At 67.9% G+C, this 22,678-nt stretch carries 7 protein-coding genes; 4 read left to right on the top strand and 3 right to left on the bottom strand.

What is annotated here, in order from left to right; translation table 11 throughout:
* Positions 1 to 744 precede the first annotated feature (744 nt).
* On the top strand, positions 745 to 14,433 hold the full coding sequence (locus HWW87_RS13805) for an LWXIA domain-containing protein (RefSeq protein ID WP_175820743.1): 13,689 nt from the start codon (positions 745 to 747) through the stop codon (positions 14,431 to 14,433).
* A 21-nt stretch (positions 14,434 to 14,454) separates the two neighbouring features.
* On the opposite strand, the gene HWW87_RS13810 is transcribed toward HWW87_RS13805, so the two are convergent.
* The gene (locus HWW87_RS13810) at positions 14,455 to 15,096 is read right to left on the bottom strand and encodes an HD domain-containing protein (RefSeq protein ID WP_175820744.1); all 642 of its coding nucleotides are present in this window, start codon (positions 15,094 to 15,096) and stop codon (positions 14,455 to 14,457) included.
* 173 nt (positions 15,097 to 15,269) lie between these two features.
* Between HWW87_RS13810 and HWW87_RS13815 the strand changes: the two genes are divergently transcribed.
* The 3 genes from HWW87_RS13815 (at position 15,270) to HWW87_RS13825 (ending at position 17,816) form a co-directional block, all read left to right on the top strand.
* Positions 15,270 to 16,235, top strand: a complete 966-nt coding sequence (locus HWW87_RS13815) for a GlxA family transcriptional regulator (protein WP_175820745.1) — start codon at positions 15,270 to 15,272, stop codon at positions 16,233 to 16,235.
* 286 nt (positions 16,236 to 16,521) lie between these two features.
* The gene (locus HWW87_RS13820) at positions 16,522 to 16,833 is read left to right on the top strand and encodes a DUF4148 domain-containing protein (protein ID WP_174433907.1); all 312 of its coding nucleotides are present in this window, start codon (positions 16,522 to 16,524) and stop codon (positions 16,831 to 16,833) included.
* Positions 16,834 to 17,102: 269 nt separating this feature from the next.
* The gene (locus HWW87_RS13825) at positions 17,103 to 17,816 is read left to right on the top strand and encodes a dienelactone hydrolase family protein (RefSeq protein WP_175820746.1); all 714 of its coding nucleotides are present in this window, start codon (positions 17,103 to 17,105) and stop codon (positions 17,814 to 17,816) included.
* A 131-nt stretch (positions 17,817 to 17,947) separates the two neighbouring features.
* Here HWW87_RS13825 and HWW87_RS13830 read toward each other — a convergent pair whose 3' ends face one another.
* Together HWW87_RS13830 and HWW87_RS13835 are read right to left on the bottom strand one after the other, a co-directional pair.
* The gene (locus tag HWW87_RS13830) at positions 17,948 to 19,480 is read right to left on the bottom strand and encodes an efflux transporter outer membrane subunit (protein WP_175820747.1); all 1,533 of its coding nucleotides are present in this window, start codon (positions 19,478 to 19,480) and stop codon (positions 17,948 to 17,950) included.
* A 2-nt stretch (positions 19,481 to 19,482) separates the two neighbouring features.
* Complete coding sequence (locus HWW87_RS13835) at positions 19,483 to 22,674, bottom strand: efflux RND transporter permease subunit (protein WP_175820748.1); 3,192 nt, start codon at positions 22,672 to 22,674, stop codon at positions 19,483 to 19,485.
* Positions 22,675 to 22,678 lie beyond the last annotated feature (4 nt).

The raw sequence follows: 22,678 nt of genomic DNA on the forward strand, positions 1-22,678 counted from the left end.
ATCGGCTGGCAGACCCGTATTCGGCGGTACGCGAATCGGAGATTCGCCTCGGGGAGGGCGTGCAAAAATTCAGTATATAAAATCATCGACCCAGATGACCTAAAGTTGTCACGTAACAATTTCCCAATGGTGATGCGTGAATTGAGGGGAGTCGCCTCTTCCCCCCGTCCGATTCTTCGCCGTCCCGCGATCACACGCAGAATTCTGCCGATTACACGTCGACCGCCTGCTCCCGCAAGCCGGCCGCGCCCATCGGATATCGGCGCGATTCAGCCGGCAACGCCTACCCACCACAAAAGCGAATCACCCGTCGTACCGGCTCCCATTCCTCTCGCGTCGATATCGGCTGAACGCACTCGTGTCACCCGAATCCCTCCCTCGATTCGGGGCATACCGCACGACTTACTCCTCCCCAACACTTCCACCACCCCCAAATTACTTCGCATACCTTATCATAAAAAACGAAAGCGAACAGTAAGACACACTCCATCACCGAAAGCCAGCTGTAACACACGAACCCGACCGAATCGATGCGCAAGCCGCCTCCTCGTCTCGCCTTCTGCATTGCGCACTATCAGGACAAGATCGCTTCTCGTAGCGATCCCCGGACCGACCAGCTCCCCCTCGTCGCGCGCTACGAATCGCCCCCTTGCCCGCTCCAGCCGCTTCCGTACACTCGAAATCGCGCCATGCGGCGCCGGCGGCGTGCACCCTGCGTACGGCCGCGCCTGACGGGAGCCTTGCATGTTGTCCATCGACGGAATGGGTTTGGGGTTGAACTGGCAGCGTTTCCTGTCGCAAACGCTGGACCCTGACCTTGCACCGAAACCGCCGCGCAACGCGGACGGTACGTCCAACGACGGCCCGAACAACGGCCCGGCCAACCCGGTCAATCCGACCACCGTGCCGCCGATCCCCGTGCAGGCCGACCTCGGCACCGATCCATCCAAGCCGACCAACCCCGAAATCGCATCGGCCACCGCGCTGCTCCAGAGCATGGCCGATCAGTATCGCGTGGCGCCGCCCGAGATCACGGTCGACAACGACACGACGCGAGCCGTCCAGGGCGTGATCCAGGACGCGCAGACCCGGTACGACAACGCGCAACAAACGCTGCAAGGCGCGCAGGGCGTGCTGCGCATGACGAACCGCGACCCCGACGCGACGCCCGACGAGCGCAAGGCCGCACGCGACCACTACACGAAGGCGCACGATGCGGCCGACACCGCGCAACGCGAACTCGACGTCACGACCGACGCCGGCTACCGGATCCTGTACGGCGAACAGGCGAAAGCCGACCAGTACAGCGCCGACCCGACGAACGACAAAATCGAGGGGCCCGCGCAGCAGCAGGCCAATGCGAAGCTCGCCGCGCTGCAGAAGCTGTTTCCCGATCAGACCAAGGCGAATCCGAACTTCGTCCCGCAGCAGGGCGATTGCAAGACACCCGCCCAGGTCCAGGCCTACGACGACTGGCAATCGGCGACGTCGACTGCGGTAACGGCCCAGGCGAAGTACTGGGCGGACGTCAGCAATGCGAATCTCGCCTATACGCAATTCCAGTCGTACATGGCCGATCCCGCGTACAAGGACGCGATCGATAGCGGCGTCGGCAAGCTGAACGATGCGCTCGCGCCGCTGCAATTGCAGGTCGATCTGCCCGATCCGCCGCCGGCCGATGCCAACGGCAACGTCGACATGAACACCGTGCAGGCCAATATCGCGCAGGCCGCGAAGATCGCCAATTACTCGAACGCGGCCTATGCGGCGTCGCTCGATGCGCAGCAGGTCACGACGCTGCAGCAGAAATACGACGCCGACAGCGCGTGCCTGATCGGCTCGACGCCCGGCGCGGCGAAAGACGACAAGGCCGCGCTCGATCGCGCGACCACGCAGGCGAACACGAGCGGCAGCTACATGCAGATGCTCGGCGCGCGATTGACCGTCGACGACTTGCAGGGCAAGTACGACACCGCGAAAACGGCATTCGACGACTGGCACACCGCGAATCCGCGCTCGCTGGATCCGCATCCGACCGTCGACACCGACCTCGCCGCCGCGTCCGATGCGCTCGCACAGGCGAAGCAGAAGGCCAGCCTCGCGCACGACGGGTTCGTCGTCGCGTACGGCCAGACGCTCGCGCAGCAGTATGACGACGCCGGCGCGCAGATCGATGCGCAGCTCAAGCCGAAGGTGCCGTTCGTGCTGCAGAACCCGACGCCGACGCTGTCGACGAATCCGCCGCCTACGACGCCGCCGTCCCCTTCGGCGCAACCGTCGCCGTCGCTGAGCACGTCGCTGCCGAGCACATCGAGCACATCGAGCGCATCGAGCACGCCGGCGCCGTCGACGACACCGACGCCGATGCCGACGTCGTCGTTGAGCACGTCGACACCGCCCAGCGCGCTGTCGACGTCGTTCCCGCCCACGACGCTGTTTACGAATCCATCGTTCGTGCTGCAGCCGCTCGGCTCGAACACGTCCGTGCCGACCACCGCGACCGGCCAGACCGCGCTCGACGCGAAAAAACTCCATGTCGTCGCGGGCGCGCTGCGCGCGGCCGACGGCCGGCTGTCCAACACGTTCAACGACGCAGCCGCGAAATTCCAGCTCGCGAACGCGAAGACGCAGGAAGGCGTGCTGAAGGGCAAGCTCGCCGATATGCAGAAAACCTACGACGACTGGTACGCGAACAACCCGACACCGGTGCGCATGCGCGAGGTGAACGGAGACGAGATTCCGATGCCCACGCCGCGGCGTCCGAATCCGTACCAGGACCAGCTCGATCAGGCACGCAGCAATCTTCAGCAGGCCGACGCAACCATCAACAAGCTGCAGCTGCTGACCGAGATGTCGCATCAACAGGTGCTGCTCGACCAGTTCGATGCAAGCCTCGCCGAGAACCTGCGCAACCCGCAGAGCCAGGACGACAAGGACGCCTATTCGAAGGCGCTCGACGGTTTCTTCCGCGCGCACCAGGGCGAGCTGTCGCAATCGCTGCTCGACCAGGCCGGCGTGAGCACGAACAAGGCCGCGACGATCAATTTCGGCAAGCTGACCGACAACGAGCAGCGCAACCTGATCGGCACCGCGATCGGGCTCCCGCCCGACGTGCAGCCGTCGTCGGACACGGGCGCGGGCACGCCCACCGCGCCCGTCAACGACGATTCGGTGCGCTACACCGACAAGGACAAGCTGGACACGATCAACAAGGTGCGCGGCGAAATCCTGAAGCTCGGCGGCGGCAGCGCCACGCAGGTCAACATCCTGCCGCTGATCTACTCGGACAAGACGGCCGGGATGGTGACGAGCGCACTCTTCAAGGTCACCGACGGCAAGGGCAACGTCCAGTACGTCGACGACACGTCGGCGAATTACGACAATATCGGCGACTACCTCGACAACAACCAGCTTGCGTCGAGCGGCACGCTCGATCTCGTGACCGGCTACGACGACAACGGTCACGCGCAGTTCCAGCAGAAGGCCGCGCATCACGACGACTGGTTCGACAGCGCGCTGAACACGCTGACCGGCGGCAAGGTGAACCTCGGGATGATGGGTCTCGGGCTGCTGATGGAAGGCGCCGGCGTGCTGCTCGACGCCACCGGCGTCGGCGCGTTCGCCGGCGGTGCGCTGAATTTCGCGGGCGCGGTGATGATGGACACGGCGATCGGTTCGAGCATGACGAAATCCGCGCTCGATATCGGCTCGCGCTGGGAACACAACCAGAGCATCAATCCGTTCACCGACGCCGGCGCACGCGGCGACTGGCTCAACCTCGTGCCGATGGGGGCGGCCGGCGCGGCGAAATTCGCGGGCTCGGAAGTGTTCGGCAAGACGATCACCGCGCTCACCGGCTCGGCGAAGGCCGCGCGGGTGACCACCGCGATCGTGCGCGGCACGTCGCTCGCCACCGGCGTCGGCGCCGCAGGCGAAAGCTTCGTCGAAGCCGGTATCGATTTCGCACACGGGGACAGCGAGCACGGCTGGGACGCGCTCAAGTCCGGTTTCACGAACGTCGCGCTGATGGGCGCGGGCGGCGTGCGGGACCGCGTGGTCAACGCGACGGTTCGCGTCACCGGCCGGCCGGTGGTCGCCCGCTCCGCGGGCGGCGAACGCATCTCGATCGACGGGCAGCAACTGCAGAAGATCCTGAGCAAGAACGAACCGTCGCAACTCGCGTTCGGCGCGACGCGCGCGTCGCTCGACGGCGTCGACATCAAGGTCGCGAAGGACGGCACGCTGATGGCGGGCGACAAGGTGCTCACCTACGACAACATGCCCGTGCGCGTGCTCGACTCGCTCAACAACAAGGATCTGAACAACCTGCCGCACGGGACGTCGGTGATCCTCGGCGAGAACGGCGAACTGAGCATCGTCAAGCTGACCGGCAAGACCTGGACCGAAGGCACGAAGATCGATTCGGTCACAGAGACGGGCGACCGGCTGTCGTTCGGCAGCGACGGCGAAATCAATGCGCCGTCGAAGCTCGTCGCGAAAGCGCCCATCCCGTCGCGCAACGACCCGCGGCAGCCGGCAAGCGACGAGGCTCCGCCGGCCGACAAAGCGCCGCGGACCACGCCGGTGAACGAAGCCGCGGCGCGCGCCACCGAAGCGAACGACACGGCCGCCGCGACCACGACAGCCAGCGCACGCAATGCGCAGCGCACGAGCGAAGCACAGACCACACGCGACGAGAACCAGCAGGAAACGCGCGCGTCCGATTCGCATGTCGCCGCGCAGAATCGCCGCAGCAGCGACCTGCGCGCGGAGAACGATCCGGTCGTCGCGCGAGCGCCCGGCGCACCCGGCGCGGGCGACCTCGAAGAACCGGCCAGCGTCGCGCCGCGCACGCCGGTCCGCGTGATCGACCTGACCGACGCCGAGCCGGCCTCCCGGCCCGCGACGCTCGACCCGGCCGGCGTGTCGGTGCCGCGCGGCCCGTCAGTCGAAGCGCTCGACTACGGCGAACACACGCTCTTCATCGTGCGCAACGGCGAGGCCCCGTCCGCCTCCGTGCCCGAGGCGGCGCGGCCGCGTGCGGCGGGCGCGCTGCCCGCCGACGTCGCGGAACCGATCGTCGTCATCGCCGATGCGGCGGACGCGCACGTCGCGCCAGAACTCGCAAACCGCTGGCAGCGGCCGGTATTCGCCGCCGCGCCGGACGCGCTGCACCCAGACGGCACGCTGCGCGCCGATGCGGCACTGACGCGCTACCCGCCCGCCCCCGCCGCGCCGGCGGCAGGCGGCCGCGTCGTCGGCACGAATTCGCAGGCGGCGCACGCCGATGCGGCGGGCGTCGCCGAAACCGACCCGCCCGCGGCGAATCCGGAAGCGCCCGCCGCGCGCCGTGCGCCACCGCCCGCGAACGACGACACCGTCGTCGTGCTCGCAACGACCCGGCGCAACGCCGCCGACCCCGAAACGCACGCTACCCTGCCGCAGCCGCCCGCGCGCCCGACGCGTGCGCTGGACGGCGCATTCAGTGCACCGAACCGTATCCTGGTGCTCGTCAAGCCGGCCGAACGATCCGCGTCGCAAGCGGCGAACGACGCGCGCGATGCAGCCCGGCCGAAGCCGGCCCGCGACGCACCGGCTGAGGACCACGCGCTCCCGGCCGCCGCGCACCCGGAAACCACCGAAGCACCGCCGGACCCGGCGCTTGCCGGCCCGGGCCTGTTCACGCGGCTGCAAATGCGTTTCGGCGGCGCGCCGCTGCCGGACGCGGTGCACGCGCTCGCGCAGCAATCGGACACGCTCACGCAGCAGTTGCGGATGCTCAGCGACGCCGGCTGGCGCGTGAGCCTCGGCAAGCGCGGCGGCGGCAGCCGGATCGATCCGAAGCGGCGGCGCGTGACGATCGACGGCGGACTGCACGATTCGGGCAGCATCACGTACACGCTCGCGCACGAGGCCAAGCATGCGGTCGAGGCGATCGACGGCACGCTGGATGCGCTCGACTACAGCGGCCGCAGCCGCTTCACGCGCAAGGCGCTCGAAGCCGAAGCGCGCGCGCAGATCAACGCGTTCGAGGCGCGCTACGAGATCGATCTCGCGGGCGGCGGCGACATCGCGGCGAACACGACGCTGCCCGACGCGCTCCAGCACGAGGCCGACCGCTGGACGCCGTCGAGCGACTATGCGGGCACGGTCGCACGGCTTGCCGACGCGTTCGCCGATGCGCCGGTATCGGGCCGCCGCGGCGAGACGTACCAGGCCTTCTACGACGGCATCTGGGACAAGCAGAAACGCAACGGCGGCGCCCCGCGCCGGATGCCGGCGCCGCACACGACCGAAGCGGCCGGCGGCGGCGCGCACCTGCCGCGCACGCTCGAGGAGCAAGTGCAGTGGAGCTTCGCGCATGCGGAGGCGATCTCGCCGTTCGCCGAACGCGGGCGCAACGAGCCGCGACAGATGACGCTGCGGATCCTGGACGAACACACGTCGTCCGGGACCGAAGAACCGCTGACGGTCATCCGCGGCCGAACCGACGCCGCCGGCCAACTGCTCGACGCACACGGCCGCCCCGCGCAGCATGTCGACTTTTCGATCGCGAACTTCTTCGCCGGCACGTCGACCAGCGCCGGCAGCGGCCGCGCGCTGGTCCTGGCCGCCGACAACGGCCACGCCGCCGCGGCATGGCTCACGAACACCTGGAAACGGCCGGTCTACGTGCCGGACGGCGGTACCATCCGCGCGTTCGACGCGGCCATGGGCAACCCGGGCAGCATGCGCGCGCAGGCGCAATTCGATTACGCCCCCACGTGGACCCGCTATGCGCCGTCGCCGCGCGAGCGAATCGACTACGGCGAACTGGCCGTCGACGAGCACGGCCTGCACGTCGCGGGCGATCCGTCACGGCGGCTGGACCCGCAAGCGCTGATCGGCCCGTTCCTCGGGGCCGGCATCGAGAAGAGCGTGTTCGAACTCGGCAAACGCAACGCGATCGGCCTGTACGACGTCGATCCCGCGCGGCCGCGCGACGGCCAGCTCGCCAATCATTACGACGCACTCGACACGGAACGCAACGGCCTCGACCTGCTGCACCGCTACGGCATGCGCACGCTGACCATCGACGGCCCGTTCTCGGTCGGCAACCGGATCGGGATCCTCTACCATCCGCTCGCCGAACTCAGCAGCCGTGCCGTCTCGCTCGGCGCGTTGCCGTCACGTATCACGCACGAATCGATGCGACAGCTCGCCACGATGCGCGAGATCGTCGAGCGCGATGGCCTGGTGTTCGATTTTCAGGGGGTATTCGACGCACGCGGCGAGTTCTACTTCAGCGACCCGGCCACCGTAGTCCGCTCCGATGACCGCGAGGGAATCGACGGCACGCTCGAGGAAATCGACAACGTCGTCGCGCCGCTCGAACGCGGCATCCGCACTGGCAGCATCGCGCTCGCGCATCCGGCGATCAGCGAATCGCTGCCGGAAGGCGCATTCGTCCAGAAGCCGTCGCTCTTCACGCGCATCCGGATGTGGTTCGGCGGCGCGCCGCTGCCCGATGCCGCCTATGCACTCGCCGGCCAGTCGAGCCTGCTCGCCGACCAGATGCGGCTGCTGAAGTCGGATGGCTGGCAGGTCGTGTGGGGCCGCGCGGGACGCGGCGGCCGCACCGACGTCGAGCAGCGCCGGATCGTGATCGACGGCGGCCTGCGCGGCGCCGGCACGCTCGTCTATACGCTCGCGCACGAAGCCGGCCACGCGGCCGACGTGTCGAACGACCGGCTCCGCCTCGACACCAGCAGCCCGGAAGCGTACGTGCAAAGCACGCTGCTCGCCGAGGCGCGCGCGCAGGCCAACGCGTTCGCGGTACGCAAGCAGATCCTCGAATCGACCGGCGTCGACATTGCCGAGCATGCGGTGCTGCCCGACGCGATCGCACGCGAAGCCGACCATGTGATGCCGGGCGACGCAGCCGGCCTCGCGCGCCTCGCCGACGCATTCGGCAACGCGCCCGTATCGGGCCGCGACGGCGAACACTACAGTGCGTTCTATGGCCGCGCGTGGGACCGGCAACAACAGCCGGGCAGCGCATCGCTGCGCATGCCCGCGCCGCACACGACCGAATCGTCCGGCGGCAGCGGCGGCGCACGGCTGCCGCGCACGCTCGACGAACAGGTGCAGTGGAGCCACGCGCACGCGGACCGTGCGTCGCCGTTTCCGCGCCGCTGGTTTGGCGGCGGCGCACCGAAACTGTCCTTCTCGCGCAACGGTCCGGTGTCCTATGCGAACGGCGAACCGCTGACGCTCGTCCACGCGCGGACCGATGCAGCCGGCAGCCTGCTCGACGCACGCGGCCGCCCCGCCACGCCCGTCGACTACTCGATCGACCATCGCCACGCGTTCACGCCCGCACGGGCCGGCGCGCCCATCGTCCTCGCCGGCGAAGGCGGCGCGGCACACGCCGCGTGGCTCGCGAACCTCTGGCAACGCACGATCTACGTGCCCGACAGCGGCACGGTCCGCACGATCGGCGAGCCGCGCAACGACGGCACGCAGCGCATGCAGTTCGGCGGCCCGGGTACGTGGACGCGCTACACGCCGTCGCCGCGCGAACGGATCGATGCGGGTGCGCTCGCCGTCGACGAACACGGGCTGCATGTCGCCGGCGATCCGGCGCGGCGCGTCGATCCTGACGCGCTGCTCGGCCCGTTCCTCGGTGCGGGCACCGCGAAGGCGGTATTCGAACTCGGCAAGCGCAATGCGATCGGCGTGTTCGATGCCGCGGGCGACAAGGCGCGCACGATGCTCGCCCACGAAAAGCGCGGACTCGACCAGTTGACGCAGCTCGGCATGCGCACGGTCACGGTCGACGGGCCGTTCACGTACCGCGGGCGCATCGCCGTGCTGTACAGCCCGCTGGCCGAACTCGGCAGCCTCGACGTGATGCACGGCATCCTGCCGAAACGCGTGACGCACGAATCGATGCGGCAGCTCGTCGCGATGCGCGAGCTTGCCGCGCGGCACGGGCTATCGTTCGATTTCGAAGGCCTGTTCGATGCGCACGGCACGTTCTACTTCAGCGATCCTTCCGTCCTGATCCCGCATCCGGACCCGGCCACCAACCGCACGCCCGGGATGATCGATGCCGTCATCCAGCCGCTCGAACGCGGCATCGCGAGCGGCCACGTCGAACTCGCGCACCCCGTGATCAGCGAATCGCTGCCGGACGGCGCATTCGTCCAGAAGCCGTCGCTCTTCACGCGCATCCGGATGTGGTTCGGCGGCGCGCCGCTGCCCGATGCCGCCTATGCGCTGGCCGGCCAGTCGAGCCTGCTCGCCGAGCAGATGCGGCTGCTGAAGTCGGATGGCTGGCAGGTCGTGTGGGGCCGCGCGGGACGCGGCAGCCGCACCGACGTCGAGCAGCGCCGGATCGTGATCGACGGCGGCCTGCGCGGCGCCGGCACGCTCGTCTATACGCTCGCGCACGAAGCCGGCCACGCGGCCGACGTGTCGAACGACCGGCTCCGCCTCGACACCAGCAGCCCGGAAGCGTACGTGCAAAGCACGCTGCTCGCCGAGGCGCGCGCGCAGGCCAACGCGTTCGCGGTACGCAAGCAGATCCTCGAATCGACCGGCATCGACATCGCCGAGCACGCGGTGCTCCCCGACGCGATCGCGCGCGAAGCCGACCATGTGATGCCGGGCGACGCAGACGGCCTCGCGCGCCTCGCCGACGCGTTCGGCAACGCGCAAACCTCGCTGCCCGGCAATCCCGTCTACCGTGCGCTGTACCGTGCGCAGGCCGAGCAGGCACTGCGCGACGGCGAGGCCGGGCGAACCGGCACCGCGCCGCGAACGATGCCGTCGATGATGATGTGGCCGGTGCCCGACCCGTCGTCGTTCCTGCCGGCGACCCCCGCGCTCACGCCCGAAGCGCGCGCGGCCGACTGGCTCGATGCGCACGGCAAACGCGACCTGAAGCGGATCGACGGCACGCAGCTGGCCGACATCCGCGACCTCGCGCAATACGCGGGCCCCGACGCGCACGTGCTGATCGCGAAGCACGCCGACCGGCCGGCGGACGACGGCACGCATCCGCAACCCGAATTCGTCGCGAGCCTGACGACCGATGCGCACGGCCAGCCCGGTCAGGTCGAATCGGCCGACCCCGGCGGCACGCCGTCGCACGACTTGCGCGACGCGCTCTATCCGGGCACGCGCCCACGCAAGCGCAGCGGCAGCGAAGCGCCGCATGAAGCGCGTGCGAAATTCGACTTCTATCTGTCGCCGGTGTCGCTCGACGAGTTGCAGAAATTCGGCGGCGCGGCGAAGGTCGAAGCGGTCGATTCGAAGCGCGTGTGGAATGCCGAGCCTTCCGGCGACGCGCCTGCGCAGGAGGTCGTCGAGCAGATCGGCGAACTCGCCGGCGCGCCGCAATTCAAGCGTCCCAAGGCGGCCGCGAAGGCCGCGGACGACGGCGCGACGATCTTCGCGGTCGACAGGAAGACCGGCAAGGTGCTCGGCTACGCCGTGCCCAAGCCAGGCGGCAGCGGCTGGACCTATCACGAGAAAACCTCGGTCGGCGATGCGTCGATCGGCGAGCAGGATCTCGGCACCGCCTTCCGCCGCCGCGCACGCGGCCTGCCCGACGGACGACGCGGCGTCGTGTTCGTGCCGTCCTCGCTGCCGGAATCGGTGGTGTCCCGCTATGGCGGCTTCGAGCCGGCCGAGCGGGCGCTGCCGGTCGCCGAGCAGAAGCCGCCGCCGCTGAAAACGAGCGACCGCGTGCAGCGCCGGCTCGGCCGGATTCAGTCGGCAGGCAGGCCGCCTGCCGGCGCGACGCCGCTCGCCCACCGCTGGGTCGCACCGAACCTGCTGCCGAAATCGGCCGACGACGTGCACGATTTCAGCGGCGCGAACACGCTGCATCTGCGGCGCGTGATCGATCTCGGCCAGGTCGGCCCGGAATACTTCATCTACGTCTACGGCACGGAAGGCGCGCTGATCGACACGCTGCACCAGCCCGACGGCATCCTCGCGACCCGCGACGGCACGCTGCAATGGTTCGACGATGCCGCGCATTTCGCCGACACGGGCAAGCCCGGCGTCGATCTCGACAAGACGAAGATCGGCGGCGGTCCGGACGGCTCGGACCGGCATTTCCTCGTGACGCGGCTCGACCCGGCCGCGTTCGACGCACGCACGAAGCCGACGCAGGTCGCGGCGTATGCGTTGAAACAGGCGGAACTCGACAAGCAGTTGCAGAAGGCCGCGGCGGAATCGTCCGCGCCGTTCGGCGAACTGGAGCGCCGCATCGCGGCCGAACTGGCCGCCGCCAGGCGCCAGCAGGTCAAACTCGCCAGCGATCCCGCGTCGGGCACCGCCTCCGCCAATCCGCCGGCGAAGCCGAAGAAGCCTGCGCGCGGGAAGGGCAAGAAAGGCAATCAGAACGCGCCGGCCGTGCCCACACCGGCCGCGTCACCCGCGCCGCTTGCCGCGCCGGCCGGCAAGCCGTTCAGCATCAAGACCTATCAGCCCGGCCTGACGAGCGCGACGGTCGCCGAATGGATCCTCCGCTTCGGCAAGGCGAAGGTCGACCACTGGTTCCCCGAGCACGAGCGCGTGAAGGCGTTCGCGGGCCGCACGGGCGAGCCGCTCGATCTCGGCACGACGCGCCAGGTCATGATGGCCGACAGCGTGATGATGAAGGCGCTCGGCATCCCGTTGCGGCTCGCGCGCGATGCGTCGAGCATGCCGTGGCGCGGCCCGCTGTCGCGGCCCGACCATGCGGCGAACGTGGTATCGCGCCATGCGAAGCGCGCCATCACCTATCTGTCGATCGCACGGGCCGCGGACCGGCATGCGCTGCAGGCCTATGGCCGCGCGAAGGCCGAGATCCAGGATCGCCTCGCGCTGATGGCGCGTGGCTTCACGCTGCGCGACGACCCCGCCGAGATGCTCGCGCTCGTGAAACGCTACGGCGGTGCGATGCCGGTCGTGTCGGTCGCGGTCGATCCGTATTCGCTGGCCGCCGCGCTCGGCCGGAAACACGACCCCGCCTTCATCCGCCGCGTGCGCGAACTCGGCAAGCTCGACCACGCGCAGTTCGACGAAGCGAACGCGCGGATCGACATCGACGGCACGGGCCGCCATCTCGAACTCGACGATCTCGACCACCTGTACCAATGGCTCGACGCGGCGTCCGAAGGCGGCTTCGTGCTGCGCCTCGAAACCGCGCCGTCGCGCGCGCTCGTGTCGGCCGAGGACCAGCGCACGCTGGCCGGCACCAACGATGCGTACCACGACTACGTGCGCACGTTCGACGCGCTCGAAACGTGGGCGCGGCAACACGCCGGCAAAACCGCGCCGCATGTGATGGTGACGTTCCACGGCTGGGACGCCGTGCTCGAGCCGGCGCCGGGCGACGGCCACCTGAAGCTCGTCGAGGCCGTGCTCGAGCGCAAGGAGCTCGACTGGGTTCATCTCGGGCTGTCGTATGCGACGCATGGCTCGGACTTCGTCGCGAACCAGGACCTGACCGCCGCACTCGCCCGCAAGCTCGTCGAATACAAGCTGCACGCGCCCGACAAGCTCGCACGCCTGCACGGCGCCGACGCGCTCACGCGCGTGTTCGAACGGGTCGGCGCACAGACGCTCGCGAACCAGCATCAGGTGCTGTTCGCCGAAGTCGAACGCGTCGGCCTCGCGAACGGGCTAAAGCCCGACCAGCTCGCGCAACTGCGCGCCGATCTGTACGAAGGGCACACGACCGCGCTGATGGACCGCGCACGGCAGGCGACGATCACCTATGCGAAGGAGAACTACTGGAATACCGCAGCGCCCGCCAACCGGGCCGAACTACGCGCACGCGATGCCGGCAACCGCTGGCTGAACCAGTACGGCCAACCCGACACCGAACGCAAGATCGACGCGTACCCGAACCCGAATGCATCGAGCACCGCGTTCTGGCGCGCGGTGGCCGCCGATCCGAAGCTCGCGATCGACGAAACCAAGCCCGTCATCGTGAACCGCGACATCGCCGCGCAGCCGAGCCACCAGCGCGGCAACCCGCAGGAGGCCGCGCTCGCGCAGCTCAACGCGCTGCGCGTGCACCGGCCGTCGTTCGGCAAGCGCGACTGGGCGTGGTCGCTGGGCTTCGGCGGCACGGTGGCCGGCGCCAGCTCGCTCGTGGCGCTGAACGTGTTCAACGGCATGACCGTGATGAGCTCGGATGCGCTGACCCACGCGAACACCGCGCTGTTCGTCGGTGCGCGCGCAGGCCGCGTGTTCGGCGCGATGCACCAGGGCGCGGTGCAGAGCCTGCAGAGCGGCGACCCGCGCGCGGTGCACGACGTGCTCGACCGCCTGCAGCGCTCGCTCGCGCAGCAGCTGACCGCGCCGGTACACGGCTACAACCCGGCGCGGCTCGAACAGCTCGACCTGCTCACGAACGAAACGCGCGTGAAGGCGAGCCACTTCGTCGAAATGCATCGGCAGGGGCTCATCGGCTTCGACGACGCGGCCGCACAGATCAAGGAACTGTCGGTCGACCTGCTCGCGAACATGCAGGGCATGGTCGGCGGCACGTCGCTCGCGCAGTTGCATCACGGCAATTCCCGCCGGCTGCTCGGCCTCGTCGGACGCGGCAGCGCGATCGTCGGCTATTCGGGGACGATCGCCGTCGGCGTGCACGGGCTCATGACCGCGCCGACCGTCGCGGGCGCGCTGACGACCGCGAGCGCGGCGCTCGCCGCGACGTATTCGGGCCTCGTCTATGCGGTGAGCGCGCACCGCGTGAACGCGGACAAGCGCAGCCGCGTCGTGCGACTGATCGATTCGACGTCGGATTTCGTCGGCGTCGCGAGCGGCATCGCGGGCACGATCGCGCAATACGACAAGGGGCACTACGGGCTCGCGGCAACGGCCGCGACGTCGACGGCGATGCTGCTCGGCGCGCGCCTGAACACCCATTTCCCGAACGCGACGCGCTGGGTCAGGAAATACCCGACCGCGCTCATCCTCGTGCCGATCGGGATCTGGGGCTTCACGCAATTGCAGAACCTGTTCTTCGGGCCGCCGTCGGGCGGCTCGGGATCGTCGACGCACAAGCCGCAGTCGACGCCGGCGTCACCGTCGCCATCGCAGCCGCCACAGCAGCCGACGACCGGGCTCGCGCCGGGCGCCACCGCGACGCAACCGCCCGGGACCGGCACGACGGGCAACACGGCGCCCGCGCAGCCCTCCGCGCCGCCGTCGTCCGCCGCGCAACCGTACATCGTCGTGGCTGGAGATTCGCTGTGGGTGATCGCCGACGCGCATCGACAGTCACTGCTCGACGCGGCGCACGTGTCGCCGAACGACCGGAAGGCGATGACGCGCGACCAGCAGGATGCGCGTGCGCTGAACGAGATCCTGCAGTTGAATCCGGGCCTGGCTTCGGCGCCGAACGTGCTGTACGCCGGGCAGTCGATCAACGTCGGCTGACGCGCGGCCGCCCGTGCGCGTTCAGCCGGCCCACGCGGACGACCGGATCACGCTGCAGAAGTTGCCCGCATGGAAATGCGGATCCTTGTCCGCGAGCACGTCGGCCTTCACGTTGCCGAACGTCGTGCCGGGCTTGTGCTTGATGCCGTCGTAGAACGCCTGAATGATGTCCTCCTTGAAATGCGGCGCGCGCGGATGCGCATGCACGACCGCTTCCCGCTCGATGTCGCTGTATTCCGGGTAAGCGAGACCCAGTACGTCCATCTCGACGCCCGCGGTGACCAGCGCGACGACCGGATGCATGTGTTGCGGGATGCCGGGCGTGGTATGCAGTGCGATCGAGGTCCATACGACATCGATGTCCTGCTGCGAAATCCCCCTGCCCTTCAGAAAATCGCGCGCGGCGTTCGCGCCGTCCACTTCGAAGCGCTCGCATGCGCTGCTGTGCCGGTGCGTGAGTCCCATGTCATGGAACATGCAGCCGCAATAGAGCAACTCGGGATCGTACTCGAGCCCGCGGCGCCGGCCCGCCAGCGCCGCGAAATAGAACACGCGGCTCGAGTGATGGAACAGCAGTTCGGACTCGGTATCGCGCACGAGCTCGGTGATCTCGCGCGTCAGTTGAGTATCGGGAAGGGTGATGCCGGCAACGTTCACATTCATGATCGACCTCCATGGAAGACACCCTCGATTCTCCGGAGTCCGACAGGTGTCTCCAATGGACGCATTACGACAAATCCTGCCATTTCGTGCGACGAACAGACATGGTGCCGGCACGGTGAAGAAAGCGCCCCTATACTGCTGCGCATCACGTTCGATACGACACGCAATCGATCATGCCGAAGGTCGTGGGTATTTTCGCCGTTCCGGGCGTTCAACTGCTCGATGTCTCCGCGCCGCTCGACGTGTTCGCGCAAGCGAACGCCGAGTGCGGGAAGCCGTTCTATGCGGTGCGGATCATCGCGAGCAGGCCCGGTCCGATCCGCAGTTCGTCCGGCGCACGGTTGCTGCCCGACTGGATCGCGCCCGACATCTCCGAGCGCATCGACACACTGCTGGTCGCCGGCGCGCCGAACGCCGGCCAGATCTTGCTGCGCACCGACGTGCTCGCATGGCTGCGCTCGGCGGCCGTGCAAAGCAGGCGCTACGGCTCGATCTGCACCGGCGCGTTCATCCTCGCGGCCACCGGCCTGCTGAAAGGGCGTCACCTGACCACGCACTGGGCCGCCGCCGATGCATTCGCCGAAGCGTATCCGTCCATCGCCGTCGACGCCGACGCGCTGTACGTACGCGACGGCAAGCTGCGCACCGGCGCCGGCGTCACGGCCGGGCTCGATCTCGCGCTCGCACTGGTCGAGGAGGATCTCGGCCGCGAGATCGCGCGGCGCGTCGCCGCGCAACTGGTGATGTTCTTCAAGCGCCCGGGCGGACAGCTCCAGTTCAGCCGCAAGGGCGAGGCGCGTCCCGCCGGGCGATCGGTGCTGCAGGAAGTCCAGCGCTGGATCGCGGCGCATCCGGAGCTCGAGCATTCGGTGGCCGGGATGGCGAAGCATGCGGGCATGAGCCCGCGCCATTTCGCGCGGCTGTTCCGCGCGGAAGTCGGCATGACGCCGGCCGCATGGGTCGAGGCGACCCGCGTCTCGGCCGCCCGCCAGTTGCTCGAGAACGGCCACGACACGCCGAAACAGGTCGCCGCGAAATGCGGCTTCGCGAACGTCGATACGCTCAGGCGAGCGTTCACCCGGCATGTCGGCATCACGCCGGCCGAATACCGGAAACGGCAGGCGACCCTGGCTGCGTGATGCGGAACGAGCGACGCTGGCGACCTCGCAAAAAATACTTCGAAATACGATTCAACCGGTCACCCCGCTGCTGCACCGATCGACCCTATCGCCTCCCACAGGCCAGGCCACTGCTCCGACACGCCCGCAATCTTCAGATGAAATGGCGTGCCGCGCGAATCGTTTACCCAGTTGCAATAATGATTCGCTGCAACGCGTATTTCCGACCGGTAACGCGATCGTTACGATGCAATCAACCGCTGAACGCCACGAGCGAAGCGCGAAATCAACAGAACCGGAGGTCACCATGAAGTCGTTCATCACCGCTGTCGTCGCCGCCACCGCCTTGTCCGCATCGTACGGCGCATTCGCCCAATCGAACCCGTCGGGCCAGTTGACGCGCGCCCAGGTGCGTGCGGAACTCGTCCAGCTCGAACAGGCCGGCTACAAGCCCGAAGTCTCCGATCAGTATTACCCGCGTGCATTGCAGACGGCGCAGGCCCGCGTGACGAACGCCGATGAAGCCGGCTACGGCGCGCAAGCAGCCGCGGGCGCGCGTGCCGGCCGCGCGATCGCAGTCAAGCAGACAGGCCGCGACTCGATCTATTTCGGCCAGTAAGCCGGATACGCGCCGGCGTATTTCCGGCGTATTCCGATACGCACGTCGTACACGCGACACCCCGCTCCCGTTCATCGGGGCGGGGTGTTTGTTTTCCGGTCGTCCGCTCCCTTTGCCGGCGCGTGCCGCGCGGCGACGTTCACGCAAGCGTCCGGTGTTTGCGCATAGAATGGCCGCGTGGTCGGCGTCGGCCAGAACAAGCGGTGTCACGACGCCCGCTGGCCGGCCCGATGTCGCACTCGGCGCATTTTTCGAAAAGGAGCGGTTTCATGTCTCAAACATCCGGTTCCATGATCACGTTTCGCCGCCCGGACGGCCAGGAACTGCAGGGCTATCTGGCCACGCCGGCACAGACCGAAGGCGCGCCCGCGGTCGTCGTCATCCAGGAATGGTGGGGGCTGAACGACCAGATCCGCGGCGTCGCGGATCGCCTCGCGCGCTGCGGCTACTTCGCGCTCGTGCCCGACCTGTATCGCGGCAAGTCGACGGTCGAGGAGGAAGAAGCGCACCACCTGATGACCGGCCTCGATTTCGGCGACGCCGCGTCGCAGGACATTCCCGGTGCGGTCACGTACCTGAAGACGCTGGCGCCGCGTGTCGCGGTGACGGGCTACTGCATGGGCGGCGCCCTCACGCTGCTGTCGCTGCAATACGCCGAGGCGGACGCCGGCGTCACGTGGTACGGCCTTCCGCCGCTCGACTACCTCGATCCGGCCAAGCTCAAGGTGCCGCTGATGGGCCACTGGGGCACGCAGGATGCGTTCTTCACGATCGACCAGGTCGACGCACTGGAAAAGAAGCTGACGGATGCGAAGGTCGGCTTCGAATTCCATCGCTATCTCGCGCACCATGCGTTCGCGAACGAAACGGCCGTCGGCCCTGGCCGCATCGCCGGCACGCAGTTCGATCCGGTGTGGTCGCAAATGGCGTGGGACCGCACGCTCACGTTCTTCGGCCGGACGCTTTGGACGAACCAGGCATAACGTAACGCCGCTGCCCGCGCGGCGACGGTACAAAAGAAAACGCCACGGATTTGCGTCCGTGGCGTTCTCGTTTTCGCATACAGCCGGTTCGACGGGCAAGCGCGGTAAACCGCGCCTGCCCTTCTTTGTGCTTACCCGTTCGTCGCCGTTGCCGACGCAGGCGCCGGAGCGGCCGCCTTGTCGTCGTCGACCGGTGCATCCGGCGCGCGCGGCGCTTCGCCTGCACGCTGGATCCAGCCGCCGCCGAGCGCGCGGTACAGGTCGACCAGGTTCGTCCAGCGTGCCAGACGCGCGCTGATCAGCGACTGCTGCGCCGAGTACAGATCCGTCTGCGCGGTCAGCACCGATAGATAGCTGTCGACACCGTTCTTGTAACGCAGGTCCGACAGGTCGAAGCGACGCTGCTGCGCGTGCTCGTTGCGCTCGAGCGCCGAGATCTGCTGGTCGTACGTGCCGCGTGCGGCGAGGCCGTCCGACACTTCGCGGAACGCCGACTGGATCGCCTTCTCGTAGTTCGCGATCTCGATGCGCTTCTGCATGTTCGCGAGATCGAGGTTCGCGATGTTCTGCCCGCCCTCGAAGATCGGCAGCGCGATGTTCGGTGCGAACGACCATGCCGCCGTGCCGGCCTTGAACAGGCCGCCCAGCGTCGGGCTCGCGGTGCCGAACGCGGCCGTCAGCGAGATTCTAGGGAAGAACGCCGCGCGGGCCGCGCCGATGTTCGCGTTCGCGGCCAGCAGCGTCTGCTCGGCCTGCATCACGTCAGGACGACGCGTCAGCAAGTCCGACGGCAACCCGGCCGGCACGTCCGTCAACAGGTTCTGCGCGTCGAGCGACATGCCCGCCGGCAGATCGTCCGGCAGCGGCTCGCCGACCAGCAGCACCAGCGCGTTCAGCGCCTGCGCGCGGGCACGTGCCTGCGCCTGCTGGTTCGCGAGCGCCGTCTCGACCACCGTCTGCGCCTGACGCAGCTCGAGCTCGGAGCCCGTGCCGTTGTCGAACTGCAGCTTGGTCAGGTCGTACGACGCCTGCGCGGATTTCAGCGTGTCCTCCGTGACCTTCAGCAGGTCATCGGTCGACAGCAGCGTCAGGTACTGGTCAGCCACCTGTGACACCAGCGAGATCTCCGATGCCTGCCGCGCGTACGACGTCGACAGGTACTGCGCGAGCGCCTGATCCTTCAGGCTCTGCACGCGACCGAACAGGTCGAGCTCCCACGACGCGGACAGCCCGACGTTATAAGCGCGCGAAATGTAGGCCTGGTTGGTCGGCGAAACACCTTGCGGATAGCGCTGAATGTTGCCCGTACCCGTACCGTCGAGCGTCGGGAACAGCCCCGCACGCGTGATCTGGTACTGCGCACGCGCCGCCTCGATGTTCAGCACCGACACGCGCAGATCGCGGTTGTTTTTCAGCGCGATCTCGATCAGCCGCTGCAGGCGCGGATCGACGAAGAACTCGCGCCAGCCGATGGCGGTCGCCGCCTGGCCGTTCGCGCTGCGCGCGCCGGCCGCATCCGGCTGCGTCGCGTAGACGCCGCCGGCCGGGTACGCCTGCGCGACGGGTGCGTCGGGCCGCTTGTAATGCGGCGCCATCGTGCAGCCCGCGGCAAACAGCGCGGCAGCCAGTGCGACCGCGGTTGCAGTCAAAGCATGTTTTTGCATCGTTACTGCCCCTTCGAATCGTGTGCGTCGTCGTGACCGCGCTGCAGGTCGCCCTGCACGAGACGCCATGCGTCGTCGACGTTTTCCGTCTCGCCGCTGAAGATCGCGCGAACCCGCACGAAGAACATCGGGATCATGAAGATCGCGAGGAACGTCGCCGTGATCATCCCGCCGATCACGCCGGTGCCGATCGCGTGCTGGCTCGCCGAGCCCGCGCCGTTGCTGATCGCGAGCGGCAGCACGCCCAGCATGAACGCGAGCGACGTCATCAGGATCGGGCGCAGCCGCAGGCGCGCCGCCTCGATCGCCGCACGCACCGGCCCCATGTTCCCGGCCGCCTGAAGATCGCGCGCGAACTCGACGATCAGGATCGCGTTCTTCGCGGACAGCCCCACGGTGGTCAGCAGGCCGACCTGGAAGAACACGTCGTTCTCGAGGCCGCGCAGCATCGTCGCGAGCAGCGCGCCGACCACGCCGAGCGGCACGACCATGATCACCGAGAACGGGATCGACCAGCTTTCATAGAGCGCCGCGAGACACAGGAACACGACCAGGATCGAGATCGCATACAGGATCGGCGCCTGCGAACCGGACTGGATTTCCTGGAACGACAGGCCCGTCCACGAATAGCCGATGCCTTCCGGCAGCTTGCTCGCGAGCGCTTCGATCGCGGCCATCGCCTGGCCGGTCGACTTGCCTTCCGCAGCCTGCCCCTGGATCTCGATCGACGACACGCCGTTGTAACGCTCGAGCTTCGGCGACCCGTAGATCCAGTGGCCGGTCGAGAACGCACTGAACGGCACCATCCCGCCCGCGCTGTTGCGCACGTACCAAATGTTCATGTCTTCCGGCGTCATCCGGAACGGCGCGTCCGACTGTACGTACACCTTCTTGATCCGGCCGTCGGTATCGAGGAAGTTGTTCACGTACTGCGACGCCCACGCGATCGAGAACGTCTGGTCGATCGCCGCGGCCGTCACGCCGAGCGCGTTCGCCTTCTCGCGATCGATGTCGACCTTGTACTGCGGCGTATCGTTCAGGCCGTTCGGGCGCACCAGCGCGAGCGCCGGATCCTTCGCGGCCATCCCGAGCAACTGGCCGCGGGCAGCCATCAGCGCTTCGTGACCGAGGCCGGCGTTGTCCGTCAGCTCGAAGTCGAAGCCGGCGGCCGTGCCGAGTTCGGGAATCGACGGCGGGTTGAACGGAATCACCATCCCGTCCTTGTACGTCGAATAGTGCGCGAAGGTCCGGCCGATCAGCGCCTGCACCTTCTGGTTCGAACGCTGGCGCTGCTCGTACGGTTTCAGCTTCACGAACACGAGGCCCGCGTTCTGGCCGCGGCCCGCGAAGCTGAAGCCGTTGACCGTGAACACCGAGTCGACCACATCCTTCTCGGCGGTAGTCAGGTACGTGTTGATGTTGTCGAGCGTCTTGCCGGTCGTTTCCTGCGTGGAGCCGGACGGCGTCTGCACGATCATGAACATGTAGCCCTGATCCTCGTCGGGCAGGAACGACTTCGGCAGGCGCGCGAACATCACGCCGACCGCGAGGAACACGGCGAGGTAGATCACGAGCCAGCGACCCGAGCGCCGGATCACGTGGTTCACGCCGCTCGTGTAGCGATCGCGGCTACGATCGAAGGTCCGGTTGAACCAGCCGAAGAAACCCTTCTTCTCTTCGTGATGCCCCTTCTCGATCGGCTTCAGGATCGTCGCGCACAGTGCCGGCGTCAGAATCAACGCGACCAGCACCGACAGCACCATCGCCGACACGATCGTCAGCGAGAACTGACGATAGATCGCGCCGACCGAGCCGCCGGAGAATGCCACCGGCACGAACACCGCCGACAGCACGAGCGCCACGCCGACGAGTGCGCCGGTGATCTGGCTCATCGCCTTGCGGGTCGCCTCCTTCGGCGACAACCCCTCCTCCGCCATCACGCGCTCGACGTTCTCGACCACCACGATTGCATCGTCGACCAGCAGGCCGATCGCGAGCACGAGGCCGAACATCGACAGCGTGTTGATCGAGAAACCGGCAAGGCCCATGATCGCGAACGTGCCGAGCAGCACGACCGGCACCGCGATCGTCGGGATGATCGTCGCCCGCAGGTTCTGCAGGAACAGGTACATCACGAGGAACACGAGCACGATGCCTTCGATCAGCGTCTTGACCACTTCCTCGATCGACAGGCGCACGAACGGCGTCGTGTCGTACGGGTAGTGCACGACGAGACCATGCGGGAAGTACTTCGACAGCTCGTCGATCTTGGCCCGCAGCGCGTTCGCGGTCGCCAGCGCGTTCGCACCGGTCGCGAGCTGGATGCCGAGGCCGGCCGTCGGCTGCCCCATGTACTTCGTATCGAACGTGTAGTTCTCCGAACCCAGCGCCGCACGGCCGACGTCCTTCAGGCGAACTTGCGAGCCGTCCTGGTTGACCTTCAGCAGGATGTTGCCGAATTGCTCGGGCGTGCGCAGCAGCGTCGATTCGGTGATCGTCGCCTGCAGCACGGTGCCCGGCTTCGCCGGCGTACCACCGATCTGGCCGCCCGCGATCTGCACGTTCTGCTGCGTAATCGCGGCCGTCACGTCGGTCGGCGTGAGGCTGTAGTTGGTCAGCTTGACGGGGTCGAGCCAGATCCGCATCGAGAACTGCGAACCGAGCAGCAGCGTCTGGCCGACGCCGTTGACGCGGCTCAGCGGATCGAGCACGTGCGAGGCCACGTAGTTCGTCAGGTCCTCCTTCGTCATCCGGCCGTCCTCGGAGTTGAACGCGAACCACATCAGCCAGTTGCTGCTCGACTTCGTGACCTGCATGCCGAGCTGCTGCACGACCTGCGGCAGGTTCGGCGTCGCAAGCGACAGCTTGTTCTGCACCTGCACCTGCGCGACGTCCGGATTCGTGCCCGGCGAGAAGGTCAGCGTGATCGTCGCATTGCCCGAATCGTCGCTCGTCGACGCCATGTACAGGAAGTTGTCGAGCCCGCTCATCTGCTGCTCGATCACCTGCGTGACCGTATCTTCCACCGTCTTCGCGGAAGCGCCCGGATAGTTCGCCTGGATCTGGATCGTCGGCGGTGCGATCGTCGGATACTGCGCGATCGGCATCTTGAAGATCGATGCGACGCCGGCCAGCATCAGCACGATCGCGATCACCCACGCGAAGATCGGGCGATCGATAAAGAACTTGGCCATGAAA

This window comes from Burkholderia sp. BCC0419 (assembly GCF_902830285.1).
Classification (GTDB): Bacteria; Pseudomonadota; Gammaproteobacteria; order Burkholderiales; family Burkholderiaceae; genus Burkholderia.